The organism is Mesorhizobium sp. B2-3-7 (assembly GCF_006442695.1).
Classification (GTDB): domain Bacteria; phylum Pseudomonadota; class Alphaproteobacteria; order Rhizobiales; family Rhizobiaceae; genus Mesorhizobium.
Map to the genome: position 1 here is coordinate 143659 of NZ_VFVV01000005.1, position 12718 is coordinate 156376.

The window sequence follows — 12718 nt, forward strand, 5'->3', positions numbered from 1 at the left end:
GGATGGAGATCCTCGTCACCGGTGCTACAGGTTTGATAGGCTCGTCAGTGTGCGCGCGCCTGGAGGCGGAGGGACACGAAGTACGGCGCGTGCTCCGCAGCGCCCGACCTGCGGGCTTTCCGAAGAATTCGGACGTCATCGTGGATATGACGAAGGCGGTCCGACCGGAGGACTGGTCTTCCCCTCTTTCAGGCGTCGATGCCGTCGTGAACTGCGCCGGCGTGCTGCAGGACAACGCGCGGGAAAGAGTTCAGGAGGTCCATGCCATCGCCGCTTCCGCTCTCTTCAGGGCCTGCGAACGGGCCGGCATCAAGACGGTCATCCACTTCTCGGCGATCGGTGTCGACCGCGATCAGCCGTCCGCCTTCTCCGCCAGCAAGCTGGCCGGCGACAAGGCATTGATGGCGCTCGATGTCGGCTGGGTGATCTTGCGTCCCTCGGTGGTGCTGGGGCGCGGCGTCTTTGGCGCAAGCGCATTGTTGCGTGGGCTGGCCGCACTGCCATTGTTGCCGGCCATGCCTGGTACCGGTCGCCTGCAAGTCGTTCAGCTCGATGACATTGTCTCGACCGTTCTTTTCTTCCTCCAGCCCGCGAGTCCTACTCGCTTGACGCTGGAACTTGCGGGGCCGGAGGCACTCACCATGACAGAGCTCATCAGTCGTTACCGCCAGTGGTTCGGATGGAAAAAGACAGCCGTATTCACCTTGCCCGGCTGGGCGGCGAGAGGCATCTATCGTCTGGGCGATCTGGCTGGGTGGCTCGGCTGGCGACCGCCGATCCGCAGCAATGCGCAAAAAGAAATCACTCGAGGCGCTGTCGGTGATCCGCAGCCTTGGATCGCGACGACAGGCATTCACCCGGCAAGCCTCGCATCAGCACTTGCGGCCGACCCGGCAACGGTCCAGGAGCGATGGTTTGCCGGGCTCTATTTCATCAAGCCGGCGATCTTCGTTGTGCTGCCATTCTTCTGGATCATGACCGGCATCATCTCGCTCACGACAGGCTGGCGTAATGGCGTCGAACTGCTGATCGGCACTGCGGTGGCGCCCCACGCCGAGGCCGCGGTCGTGGCCGGTGCAATCGCCGACGCGGCTGTCGGCGCGCTAATTGCCTTCCGGCCGACAAGCCGCCCGGGTCTTTGGGGTGCGATCGCGATCTCGCTGTTCTATGCCATCGCCGGCACCATCCTGCGCCCGGATCTCTGGAACGAGCCACTCGGCCCGCTGATGAAGATCCTGCCGATCCTCACCTTGCACTTCGTTGCCCTGGCGATCCTGGATGAGCGCTGATGCTTTATTTCGTGGTCAAATATCTGCACGTCATCGGCGCAGCCGTGCTGCTTGGGACAGGGGCGGGGATCGCCTTCTTCATGCTCCTCGCCCACCGGACCGGCAATGCCGCAACGATCGCGGCAGTTGCCCGCATCGTGGTTGTCGCTGATTTCCTCTTTACCGCGACTGCCGTCGTCGCGCAGCCGATCACCGGGGTAGCCCTTGCCTGGCAGGCTGGCTATTCACTGAGGGAAGGATGGATCGTGCTGTCGATTGTGCTTTATATCGTGACCGGCCTGTTCTGGCTGCCGGTTGTTTGGATGCAGATGGAGATGCGCAATCTGGCGGCGCGCGCCGCCACATCTGGCGACCCGCCGCCGGAGCGATACAACAAGCTGTTTCGGTTGTGGTTTGTCTTCGGCTTCCCAGCCTTCGCCGCCGTGCTCGCCATCTTCTGGCTCATGATCACGCGTCCCCTCATCGATTTGTTCGATTGACGGTGACGATGGTTCGCTGGCCAAGTGATGGGCAGCAGGTGAGTTCCGCCAATACGGCTACTTCACCCTGAGCAGAGGCGCGACGCCGTAGAGTGCTTTCCCCCGGGATTGGCGGCACGGGAGAAAGCGTTGGCGTCAGCCCCGAGCTGGAAGGTGTCACTAGGCGCGAGCGCGGTTGCCGTCCGACCCCCTGGCGCGACTGGAGCCTTTGGCAGAACCGATCTGTTCGCTCTGTGCTCCGCTGTCCACGCGGGGTGAGCCAAGCATGGGTTCCTCACCCATCGGCTGGCCCGCGACCGTCGTGAACTCTCCGTTGCCGTCAATGGATTTGCCGCTCGACCAACGGCCCTCGGGCGGCGGCACGCCGTCGACGAAACAGTTGACGAAAGCATAGCTGACGTCGCGAAATTCCTGTTCCTGGGGGAAGGAGTTTGGAACCGGCAGCGAGGTCGCGAGCCCACCCATATCCTCGATGGCTGCTAGCCATTGCTGCTGGTGCATCGTGTCGCGGGCGATCAGGAACGATAGCATCTCCTTCATGCCGGGATCGTCGGTCATGTTGTAGAGGCGTGTGGCAAGCACCCTGCCACTGCTTTCCGCCGTGACATTGGCGACCATGTCGGCGGCGAGATTGCCGCTGGCGTAGACGTGTGAAGCGTTGAAGGGCACGCCGTTTGAATTTTCCGGCAATGCCGCGAGTCCGGTGGAAAGGATGTGGCGGAAGTTCATGCCGTTCAACACGGAGCCGCCGATCGTATCGGCCGAAACGTCTTCCTGCAAAGAGAGCGGCGCTCCTTCCAGATTCAACGCCACGGCTGTCGCGAGCATCTCGATATGGGCGAGTTCTTCGGTGGCGGTGTTCAGCAGCAGATCCCGGTATTTGCCTGGGCCGCGCGCGCCCCAGGCCTGGAAGAAATACTGCAGCGCAACTCGTATCTCGCCTTCGACGCCGCCGATCGCCTGCTGCAAAGCACGAGCAAAGATCGGGCTGGGCGTTTTCACGCGCACAGGGAATTGCAATTTCTTGTCGGTGTAAAACATCTCATGTTATCTCCGTTGATCTCGCCCAACCGACCGCAGAACAAGATGTTCCTTCTGTTCGACAGTATTTATCCTGACCATGTCGAGTTGTACGCGCGTGCGCGCAACGTGTGCAATCCGCTTCGGCAGGGCGCGATTGTTTGGCGCAAGACCACGATGAAGCGAACCGCGACGGTGACCGCCTTCACCGTCGCCCTCAGGACGCCTTGGTCTCCGGTTCATCGCCGGTCATGGTGTGAAGGAGCTTGGACAGGAACGCTGCTAGCGCTTGTTCAGGCTGGGCCGCCTCTTCGCTCAACATTTCTATGCCCCATCGACCCAGCACCGCTTCCTGGACCACGTTCGGGCTAGGCATGAATATGAACGATCTGGGGCGGTCGTCCTCGTAGCCCGACAGCCTCCAAGTCTGCCACAGGCGGTGCAAAAGCAGGCGGATGTTCATATCCGACATGCTGTAGCCGATGAAAAGGATCGTCCGCCCCAATGCATCCGAGCGGAATTTCACATCCAGGGGTGAATCGAAGGACAGCCGGTCGAAATAGTCCGTCTCGGCCAGAATGAGGGAGGAGTCGTCGTCGAAGTCGCCGTGGTATTTGACGATCTGGGTGACGCCGTTGCTTGCCTTGGCGATGTCTTTTGCGTTTGCCACCTTCACGTAGTCGCGGCGATGGACTTCGAAGGCGACCTCGAGATTGCGATCGTAGTTGGTCGTGTAGATGATCGGGAAGTCTAGTTCCACGATCAGGCGATGGATCTCCGAACATCTCACTTTCTCACGCGAGACACTCCAGTGCCGATCCATCCAGCTTCGCAGCGGTCCGATGGCGCCCCGCGTCAACCGGTAGAACTCCGCCAGCGTCTGGTAGCTGACGTCCGACGGCGCGACGATGCCGTGATCGATGCCCAGGTCCTCGACCAGATGATCGATGAGCTTACGCCAGGAGGGCAGGCCGACACTCATTGACACGCCAGCCCCAACGAACAGGATCGCGCGCCGCTCCCTGACGGAACGCGCGAGCTGCTCGATGGGGGAAAGCATGGACAAACCTCCGACCGATAATCATCCCAACTACCGGGACGGTCGCCGGTTCCATTCTCGTGCCGGCGGTGACCCGCCGTGGGGTTTGCGACGCGCCGGGGAACAATCGTCCGCATGGGGTTCGTAACGGGCGCAGTCGGAACAAAGCATTGTGCTCGCGGTTTAGCTCCGGCGCCGATCGCCAGCGGAGAAATGCATCAATGACAATCAAGGAGCCGGCACGCTTGGGTAGGCTAGCCTGGCCGCAGACAGCCAAGCGCGGCATGGACGAGCAGGACAGAAGCCAAGCAGAAGCTCGCGCCAGTCGGCATCCTGAAGCCGATCCTGTCGACGAATCGCGTAGCACCGTGAACTGTAACGAGCTACGGGCAAATCGCCAGACCCGCGAGAGAGCATGATGGCTAGGCCGGCCCCCACCGAACGATCCGGCCCGGTCCAGGATGCGGTAGACGGTGGTCAACACCGAGCGGTCGGCCGAACCTTCGAAAGCTTCTTCATGGCCGGCTTTGAATGTTCCTCCCACAGGCGGAACGACGGTGTCCGGCTCGATCTTGTTCGCGCTACCTCGCACAACATCCATGCCTTGGCGGACTACCGGAGCTGTGCCGAGCTCGGGCTTCGAACGATCCGAGACGGGTTGCGCTGGCACCTGATCGAAACGGCGCCGGGCATCTATGACTGGTCGAGTTGGGCGGCCATGATCGAAGCGGCTCGTGCCGTTGGCGTGCAGGTGATCTGGGATGTTTTTCATTACGGGTCGCCCGATCACATCGATCAGGGATCGCAGGAATTCATCGATTCATACGCCGCTTTTGCCGCGGAGGCCGTGCGGTTCCATCGGTCCTTCACGGGCACCTCTCCGCTGCTTTGTCCAATCAACGAAATCTCGTTCTTTGCCTGGGCCGTCGAAGTCGGCTACTTCCCGCGTGTCGGCCCAAAGAAGCGCGGATGGTTCAAACGGCATCTCGTCAAGGCAGCGGTCGCGGGCATCCGTGCAATGCGACAGGCCGACCCCGACTGTCGATTCGTCTGGGCTGAGCCGCTGATCCATATCGCGCCTCGCGACGGTAGCCGAGCGGAACGGCAACGCGCGCAGAACGCCCGGCGAGGTCAGTTCGAGGCGTATGAGATGCTGATGGGACAGGTCGAGCCTGAACTGGGCGGCAGCCAAGATCTTGTCGACGTGATTGGCCTGAACTTTTATCCTCACAACCAGTGGTATCTAAACGGTCCGACCATTCCCATGGGCCACCATGAATATCGGGCGCTGTCCGAGATGTTGCTCGAGGTCGCTCACAGGTTCCGCAAGCCGATGTTCATTGCTGAAACCGGGTCCGAAGGATCCGCCGGGCCAGCATGGCTGCATTACGTCTGCGATGAGGTCCGCGCCGCGATGGAGCTGGGCGTCCCCATCCAAGGCATTTGCATTTATCCCGTGACAGCCTATCCGGGTTGGGACAATTCCCGCCACGCCGAAGTCGGCTTGTTTTCTACCGTGCACGCGGATGGTTCGCGCAGCATCCGGCAGCCAGTTGCGGACGAGCTGGCGCGCCAGCGCCTTCTGTTCGCGTAAGCCCGGCTATCACGCGTGCAGCATGGGCCTGTCGGGTAGAACGGCATCGCGTTCGGCTTCGTCCGGCAAATGGTTACGGCGCGAGCACAGCAAATGTCGGCGCCTCCAAAGAAGCCGAGGCCGGCAGGGTCTTTTGTATCCTCGCGAATGTGGCCAAGGCCTGACCCACCACTTGATCCATGTTGTAATAACGGTAGGTCGCTAGCCGTCCAACGAACCAGACGTTTGGGCAGGCGTCCGCCATTGCCTCGTAGCGTTTGTACAGCTCCTCGTTCTCGGCTCTCGGAACAGGATAATAGGGATCGCCTATATCGGTCGGGTATTCGTAGGTGAGGCTGGTTTTCGGATGCCGTTGGCCTGTCAGATGCTTATACTCCGTGACGCGGGTGTAGTTTTCCGTCTGCGGATAGTTCACCACCGCCACTGGCTGGAATTGTTCGCAATCCACTGTCACATGGTCGAACCGCAAGGAACGGTAAGGCAGACGGCCGAGCCTCCAATCAAAATATTCGTCAATCGGCCCGGTATAGATCAGCTGCCGAAAGCCGATCTTCTCGCGTATCTCGCCATAGTCGGTCTGCAGCATCACCTTGATTTCAGGCCTGTCCAGCATCCGCTCGAACATCCGCGTATAGCCACCGGCGGGCATGTTCTGGAACGTGTCGCCAAAATAGCGGTCGTCGCGGGTGGTGCGGGTCGGCACCCGTGCCGTTACGGACTTGCTCAGTTGAGACGGATCCACGCCCCATTGTTTACGGGTATAACCGCGGAAGAATTTTTCGTAGAGTTCCCTGCCCACGGTGCTGACCACCACGTCTTCGGCGGTTCGGACCTCCTCCACCGTTTCGCGTCGCGAAGCGAAGAAGTCTTCCAGTTGGTCGGAGGTGAGATCAAGTCCGTAAAGACGATTGATTGTGTCGAGATTGATCGGGATGGGCAGCAGTTTGCCGTCCACCGAAGACAGGACGCGATGTTCGTAGGGCCGCCACGCCGTGAACTGCGACAGATAGTCGACGATGGATTGCGCGTTGGTGTGGAAGATGTGGGGACCATAGCGATGGATCAGGAGTCCCGCTTCGTCGTAGCAGTCATAGGCGTTGCCGCCGACATGATTTCTGCGGTCTATGAGCAGGACACTTTCGCGGCGTTGCGATGCAATGCGCTCGGCAAGCACGCTGCCGGCAAAGCCGGCTCCGACGATCAGCCAGTCGAACATCGTCAGGCTCTCCTGCGCAGCGGAACGACAGTTTTCATCGCCTGGACACCCTGGATGTGTGAGGCCATGGCATCCCAAGTACGTTCCCACGACTTGTCGGCGAGGTAGGCATCAACTTCCCTCACCTGCAGGTCTTTGGGGCGGGCCAGAATGGCGCGAAGCTTGATCGCAATATCGTCGGCGTCGACGATCTCGACGAGACCCGCCGCACCGTAGGTGCGAACGACATCGACGATGGCGGTGGAGATCACCGGCAGTCCGGCCGCAAGAAACTCGGGGGTCTTGGTTGGGCTGATGTATCTCGTTGCCTCATTGAGTGCGAATGGCATCCATCCGCCTGCCCAATGACGGAGATAGCTCGGCAGGTCGGCATAGTTCTTGGGACCGAGCCAATGCAAATTGCCAGCCCGTGGCAGGATCGCCGAATCGATCTTGACCACCGGCCCCAGCATGACGAACTGGATGTCGGGCATTGCCGCAGCCGTCTGGCCCACAAGGGCGATGTCGAGCCGTTCATCTATCACGCCGAAATAGCCGACCCTTGGATGGGGGATGCCTGCCTGGTCGGCCGGTTCGTCGCCACCCCCTCTCGCCCTGCTGAAATGAGCAGCATCGATGCTGCTTGGGAACGGAAAAATTGAACGATGCTGACTGCGCTTTGCCTCATAGAGGCTTTGCCCGCCCGTGAAGACCAGATCGGCGCGGCCGAACAACTCCTTTTCCATCTGTGCCAATTCCGCCGGCGCGTCGCGGAAGGCGGACAACTCGTCCATGCAATCGTAGATGCACACATTGCAGCGAAGATGGCTGCTGAAGCGCAGCGCCATTGGCGTGTAATACCAGGCAATCAGCCGGTCATGAGGAACCGGCGCGACGAGTTCATTGACGAAACTTCGCTGGATCGCATCCACCTTTGTCGCTGATGTTCCAATGGGGACGACCGGCGTGACAACCCTGATTGCCGGAGCTACGTCGTTCACGCGCATGAAGGGACCGCGGACATCTTCGAAGGCTGGTTCTTCGAAGTAAATTACCTGTTGCTGCCGGGCGGCGAGGGTCAGGAGGTGCTGTGGCCTTTGAAATACAAAATTCCATCGGAGATGTGAAAAGCAGATAAGTACTGAATTATACGCCTGTGATGTGCTTTTTTTTGTTTTTGAAAGCGCGATGTCCATATATTTTCCCTTTTTATACGAGTTATAACCGCGAAAATTAACGTAGGTTAATTTTTCACGTTGCCATCTGATGCCCATCAGTTCTATCTAACTTGCGATTCAGTAAGTTGTTCCAACGGGATTAATTGACCCGCGTAGGTCGATCGCCGGCCCCGACGATCAGAGGCAGGGTCGCCCGACTGCTTCGCAGGCGGTGTCGGAATGCGGCATGAGATCCGCTGGAATTGGGACTGCGGCGGCGCCCTAACGTGGCGCTTTGCCACGCATCCAGCTGTTGAAGGCCGGCGGGAAAATCAACACGTGTTAGCCGACGCTGCTAGAATACGAACGCCTCGAATCAGTTTGTTTGGACCTGGGTGTCGGAAGCTGAGAGAGGCGGTCGAGGTTTGTGGACATGAAGATCAATTTCGAAACGCACGTCTTTCCGTTGTTTCACCCGCAGCAGGTGGACGACCTGAAAGATCCTTGTCCCGTATTCGACGGGACGGTCTGGCACATGTTCGGATCGAGCGGCACCGTTACGAGCGAGGAATGGAAGATACTGCACGCCACAGCGCCGGATCCGCGTGGCCCCTGGACCGAGCATGAACCGATCGCCTTGCCGATCACCGGCTCGGGCGTGGCGGCGCCCGGTGTCATCCACGAAGGCGGGGTTTTCCACATGTTCATCCAGACCGAATTCATGAAGTCGGGTGGGCGGTGCGAGCATGCGGTGTCTAACGATGGTTTCCACTGGGTTGTTTTGACGTCGGCGATATTATCCCTGCCGGACACCGATGAGGATGGCATCTACGATCCCCATCCGGCGGTCATCGGCGGCAAGCGCTACATCGTTTATTCGGGAATGCCGAAGTTCAGCAGGGTCCCGCAACCCGACGTCTATCTCGCACGCAGCCAGTCCGACTCCTGGTTCGGACCATGGAAGCGCGTTGGCAAGATCCTGGACCACCTGGACGTTCCGCATCACAACGCACGCGAGCATCCCGACTATGAATGGGGCATCGAAGGCGCTCAACTGGTCGAGTTGCCGGATGGACGCGTGCTGCTCAATGCAACCTGCTTCCTCCCTGAGGGTCCGCGCGGCAGCCGCCAGCGTGTATTCTTCGCAATTGCCGATCGCGTCGAAGGACCTTACGTGTCCGTCGGCCCAGTGCTGGATCCGGGCGAGCCGGGAGAGAACGGGCACTCGACTGTAATGATAGAGGGCCGGCAACTGACGCTGTTCTATCAGAGCCGGCGCGAGGCAACGAATCATAAGTGGCGCTACGGGCTGGCCACGTGCGACCTGGATCAGCAGATTTTTTCAAACGTCGCTTGACCCAGCGCGCCCGGAAAGGCGCCATCACCGCGACGGTCAACCGTCCCTACCGCTGTAAGTGAGGACACAAGTGCTCGCTTCGATGGCGGATCGGACGACACCCGCAGGCAATCAGCCCTGGGGTGGATCTCCGCGATCGCGGTAGCGGCGACGTCTTCGCTGAATCTGATACGGACGTTCGGGCATTGCGGTCGCGGGAGGATTCCGGGTCGATGGTTGGTCTTCCTTGAGAAGGCGAATGATGGCGTCAACCGGATCCGCCAGCGATTCACGCGCCTGCGGTCGAAGCATGTGCCTGAGACCTGATACGATTTGCTGCAGCATCAAACTCCACCTATCGTTCGGGCTGCCAAACATCGTTTACCAAGATTTGTTCCGGCCCGTGGCTGCGCGGTCGTGGTCTGGACATGGACTATCATCATCCTCATCGCCGCAATGCCGAAAACAGAGCATCAGACCCTTATGCTTCGACCACCGACCCATCCCTTCCCACGGGCGAGCACGGAGCGGGGCATGGCCGAGTCGCTGGTGAAAACGGCAGAGTGACGTCAAAATTTCCCACTAATCAGCTGCCAACGACTTCTCAACCGTCGAGCAGATAGCCCTTGATGGGAGCGGGGTCTCCCCACGACATTGGCGACCGGCCAGCTTCTTCCATCTGCGGGTGACGATGAGGCCATCTGGCAGTGGTGCCGTCGGCGGGAGGGACTGGCGCTGAGGAGGACAACCGGTTTCCCTTTCCCAACGGCTCGTCGGTGGGGATGGGAGTGCCAGGCTGACGCCGGCGGCCCACGTTTCGGTTGGCAACGCTGCTGTCGACCAGAGACCTCGAAAGCTCGCTGGCGATCGCCTAGGCTCAGGGTGCACCCCGCCGGTTGATCGTCACTCTCGACTTCCCCATGTCTGCGGCCGAGGTTACCGCTTCACCAGCTCATGGGTTCCACAGCACCTGCATGATGTTGAGCTCAAAGGTCCCGGGTGCGTGGCTGGCGTCGGCCAACTGCCGGGTATCCCATTCCCGGGCAATGCTGCCCTCGGCCAGAAGCACCGCGCGGTTGCACAGGCCGGGAACCGATTCGACCACGTGGGTGGAGATGATGACGGCCTGGTGGCCGCTCGCCGCCAATGCAAGGATGATGCGTTTGACCTCGAAGGCGGCAAGCGGATCAAGGCCGTTCAGGGACTCGTCGAGGATCAGCAGCGGCGGCGCGCCAAGCAGGGCCGGCGATGGCGATCTTCGCCCGCGTGCCGAGCGAATATTCGGCGATTAGCCGGTCGATCCAGCGCTTGAGCCCGAGCCGTTCGGCGACATTGACGCCAGGCCAGTCGTTCTCGGCGCAGCAGCGGATCGAGGCGACGAGCTGGAGATATTGCCGGCCGGTCAGCGTCCCCGGGAGATCGGGCGGATCGATGGCGAGGCCGAAGCTGGACTTGGCGCGCTCCGGTGCATCGCCAAGGTCGACGCCGTTGATCACGACACTTCCCGCGAGCGGCCTGATCTGCCCGCTGATCGCTCTCAGCAAGGTGGACTTGCCTGAACCGTTTGCGCCAAGCAGGCCAAGGATGTCGCCCCGGCCGAGCGAGAGATCGATGCCACTGACGACCGCGTGGCCACCGTAGCCGGCGCTGAGCCCGCGAACCGCGAGTATCTCGCTGCTATCCATGGCGGTATCTCCGTTCCGCCCGGTGCCACAGGAACAGGACAAGGGCGGCAAAGCCGATCAGCACCGTGCGCCCATATTCGAGCGATTCGTAGCTGGTGTAGGCGATGGCGCTGAGGAAGCTCAGCGCGGCGACGAACGGCGCCGTCATGAAATAGGCGGCGAACACCGCATAGGCGCCGTTCAACGCCAGCAGCCAGAAGCCACTGGCGAGCGGCATCGCCCAGGCGGACGGCTCCGCCGCTAGGGCAGCACCTGCCGGCATGAGAAAGAAGCAAAGCGACAATTGCAGGGGCAGCCGCGCCAGCCGCAGCCACGCCTTGACAAAGCCGATTGGAGCCGTGCGCAGTACCGGCGAGCCGAGCGGATGGAAGCGCGCGCTCAGCATGAAGACGAGAAGGCCGCCGGCCAGGCCGGCCATGGCCGCCGGCACGGCATCGTGATGAACGAGGCTGATGGCTGCGGAAAGGGCCGCGACGACACCAAAGAAGGTGGCCGCGCCCACCAGTCGCCAGGAAAAGGGCACATGGCCAGCCGGCAAACCCCAGGCCCAGCTGGAGAGCCAGGCTGGTGCGGAACGATCGAAGGCACCGAGCCAGGGCCGGCGCCCGCTTGGATCCCTCGCCAGATCGGAATTGTTGATGCGGACGAGGTCGCGAGCGCACTGCAGACGCAGGACGGCCGCCGCGCAAAAACCGGCGCCAAACAGGATGGCGGCGCCGAGACCCCAGACCGGGGCGAGTGGTTTTGCGATGACGGCGCAGCCAAGACCGACCGCCGCCGTGACGGCCTCGACAAGCGGAACGCCCATCGCAAATGTCGCCACCGCCGCCATGCGCCGGCGCTCCCGAAGCGAGAGCGGCAATGCCTTCAGGAAGGGCGCGAAGGCGCGCGACAGGCAAAGCCTGGCGAGCGCGCTGCCGGTAAAGGCGCCAAGAATAAGAAGTGCGCCCGGCAAACCAAGCAACCACAGCGCCTGCTCCTGCCGCAGCGTGGCGGATGCCGACTGCAGAGCGAGAACGATGTCAGCGATGGCATAGGCAAGCAGCGCCCCGCCGCCGAGCCCAATCCAGGCAAGGTCGCGGCGGCGCATCGAGCGCAAGCCAGCCGAGAACTCGCGCCAAATCAGGGTCAGGACAAGCCTGTCGTGCCGCATTGTTCCATCTTCGCGATCGCAAGCCGGGTTGGATATCGACATAGGTCGGCGACGATTGTGCCGCCAGTAGGGCCGTCGCCCTCAGCCTCCCATGCGCGAACTTTGCGCTGACGTTTCTCAGCGCTGACAGGAGACAGTCCTGCATCGTCGCCTGAAGGCTGGTCGTGACGGTGCGCACCGCTGTCATCGCGTTGTTCACCGCGGCTTCGTTGAAGGGCGTGGCTACTGCGCCGTCGCCAAATTAGCGCGCGGTGCGCAGGTCACCCAGCGCCTGGAAGGCGCGCCCACGGTTGTCGCACCGCATGCCGCGGTTGCCGAGCCGCGCCTGCGCGGTCTCGGCGCGGTCCTTAATGGCGTGGCGGGCGCTCTCTATTTCATTCCTCTCGATGACGCCGTTGCCATTACGGTCGAGATTCCTGAACAGGCGCTCGCGGGCGGTCGCCACCTCCTTCGAGATGACGCCGTCGCCGTTGGTGTCCATCCGTTGCTGAATACGCTTGCCGGGTATGTCCGTGCCGACCGGCGGGTGCTCGCTCGGCCTGCGCGGCTATCAGATTACCGAGGCCGGCGCCGAAGTCGGCGGCTGCGTCGCGCGCGAATGCCGCTTGCCCAGCCTCTCGGCATGGGGCCGGGTGGGCGACTATCGCGAGTATCAGCTCAGCCAGATGCCCAATGTCGACGTCTATTTCGAAAGCCGATTGTCGGCGCAGGACATACTGGCCTTCGGCTTTCAGAACATCGCCATCGCCACCGGATCGACATGGCCCCGCG

At 61.5% G+C, this 12718-nt stretch carries 12 protein-coding genes; 4 read left to right on the forward strand and 8 right to left on the reverse strand.

The window, feature by feature from the left end:
* The first annotated feature begins 2 nt into the window (after window positions 1–2).
* Window positions 3–1289 carry an SDR family oxidoreductase gene (locus FJ940_RS12020; RefSeq protein WP_140518323.1) on the forward strand — a complete coding sequence of 429 codons (1287 nt, stop codon included), beginning with the start codon at window positions 3–5 and terminating at the stop codon, window positions 1287–1289.
* Complete coding sequence (locus FJ940_RS12025; RefSeq protein ID WP_140518322.1) at window positions 1289–1768, forward strand: DUF2269 family protein; 480 nt, start codon at window positions 1289–1291, stop codon at window positions 1766–1768. Before FJ940_RS12020 ends, FJ940_RS12025 begins: the two co-directional genes overlap by 1 nt.
* A gap of 159 nt (window positions 1769–1927) precedes the next feature.
* Here the strand turns inward: FJ940_RS12025 and FJ940_RS12030 are convergent, their stop codons facing one another.
* Together FJ940_RS12030 and FJ940_RS12035 are read right to left on the reverse strand one after the other, a co-directional pair.
* A complete protein-coding gene (locus FJ940_RS12030) occupies window positions 1928–2809 on the reverse strand; it encodes a manganese catalase family protein (protein WP_140518321.1) in 882 nt (293 codons plus the stop codon).
* Between the two features lie 196 nt (window positions 2810–3005).
* Window positions 3006–3848, reverse strand: a complete 843-nt coding sequence (locus tag FJ940_RS12035) for an SIR2 family protein (protein WP_140656648.1) — start codon at window positions 3846–3848, stop codon at window positions 3006–3008.
* Between the two features lie 496 nt (window positions 3849–4344).
* Here FJ940_RS12035 and FJ940_RS12040 point away from each other — a divergent pair, with 496 nt between their 5' ends.
* Entirely contained in the window at window positions 4345–5421 is a 1077-nt protein-coding gene (locus FJ940_RS12040; RefSeq protein WP_140656650.1) for a beta-glucosidase, read from the forward strand.
* Between the two features lie 73 nt (window positions 5422–5494).
* Here the strand turns inward: FJ940_RS12040 and glf are convergent, their stop codons facing one another.
* Window positions 5495–6637, reverse strand: coding sequence for a UDP-galactopyranose mutase (gene glf, locus FJ940_RS12045; protein WP_140518318.1), 1143 nt, complete (start codon window positions 6635–6637; stop codon window positions 5495–5497).
* Between the two features lie 2 nt (window positions 6638–6639).
* A complete protein-coding gene (locus tag FJ940_RS12050; RefSeq protein ID WP_246671008.1) occupies window positions 6640–7890 on the reverse strand; it encodes a glycosyltransferase family 1 protein in 1251 nt (416 codons plus the stop codon).
* A 316-nt stretch (window positions 7891–8206) separates the two neighbouring features.
* Here FJ940_RS12050 and FJ940_RS12055 point away from each other — a divergent pair, with 316 nt between their 5' ends.
* On the forward strand, window positions 8207–9130 hold the full coding sequence (locus FJ940_RS12055; RefSeq protein WP_140656651.1) for a hypothetical protein: 924 nt from the start codon (window positions 8207–8209) through the stop codon (window positions 9128–9130).
* Window positions 9131–10061: 931 nt separating this feature from the next.
* Here FJ940_RS12055 and FJ940_RS28735 read toward each other — a convergent pair.
* The 4 genes from FJ940_RS28735 to FJ940_RS12070 form a co-directional block, all read right to left on the reverse strand.
* Entirely contained in the window at window positions 10062–10256 is a 195-nt protein-coding gene (locus FJ940_RS28735) for a hypothetical protein (protein WP_246671009.1), read from the reverse strand.
* A gap of 40 nt (window positions 10257–10296) precedes the next feature.
* Window positions 10297–10794 carry an ATP-binding cassette domain-containing protein gene (locus FJ940_RS12060; RefSeq protein WP_246671010.1) on the reverse strand — a complete coding sequence of 166 codons (498 nt, stop codon included), beginning with the start codon at window positions 10792–10794 and terminating at the stop codon, window positions 10297–10299.
* Entirely contained in the window at window positions 10787–11947 is a 1161-nt protein-coding gene (locus FJ940_RS12065; protein ID WP_140656652.1) for a hypothetical protein, read from the reverse strand. Before FJ940_RS12065 ends, FJ940_RS12060 begins: the two co-directional genes overlap by 8 nt.
* A 241-nt stretch (window positions 11948–12188) precedes the next feature.
* Window positions 12189–12455, reverse strand: a complete 267-nt coding sequence (locus FJ940_RS12070; RefSeq protein ID WP_348641155.1) for a hypothetical protein — start codon at window positions 12453–12455, stop codon at window positions 12189–12191.
* Between the last annotated feature and the right edge of the window lie 263 nt (window positions 12456–12718).

Coding starts and splice junctions, on each gene's coding strand:
- FJ940_RS12020 (WP_140518323.1), top strand. CDS start 3: ATGGAGATCCTCGTCACCGGTGCTACAGGTTTGATAGGCTCGTCAGTG.
- FJ940_RS12025 (WP_140518322.1), top strand. CDS start 1,289: ATGCTTTATTTCGTGGTCAAATATCTGCACGTCATCGGCGCAGCCGTG.
- FJ940_RS12030 (WP_140518321.1), bottom strand. CDS start 2,809: ATGTTTTACACCGACAAGAAATTGCAATTCCCTGTGCGCGTGAAAACG.
- FJ940_RS12035 (WP_140656648.1), bottom strand. CDS start 3,848: ATGCTTTCCCCCATCGAGCAGCTCGCGCGTTCCGTCAGGGAGCGGCGC.
- FJ940_RS12040 (WP_140656650.1), top strand. CDS start 4,345: ATGGCCGGCTTTGAATGTTCCTCCCACAGGCGGAACGACGGTGTCCGG.
- glf (WP_140518318.1), bottom strand. CDS start 6,637: ATGTTCGACTGGCTGATCGTCGGAGCCGGCTTTGCCGGCAGCGTGCTT.
- FJ940_RS12050 (WP_246671008.1), bottom strand. CDS start 7,890: ATGGGCATCAGATGGCAACGTGAAAAATTAACCTACGTTAATTTTCGC.
- FJ940_RS12055 (WP_140656651.1), top strand. CDS start 8,207: ATGAAGATCAATTTCGAAACGCACGTCTTTCCGTTGTTTCACCCGCAG.
- FJ940_RS12060 (WP_246671010.1), bottom strand. CDS start 10,794: ATGGATAGCAGCGAGATACTCGCGGTTCGCGGGCTCAGCGCCGGCTAC.
- FJ940_RS12065 (WP_140656652.1), bottom strand. CDS start 11,947: ATGCGGCACGACAGGCTTGTCCTGACCCTGATTTGGCGCGAGTTCTCG.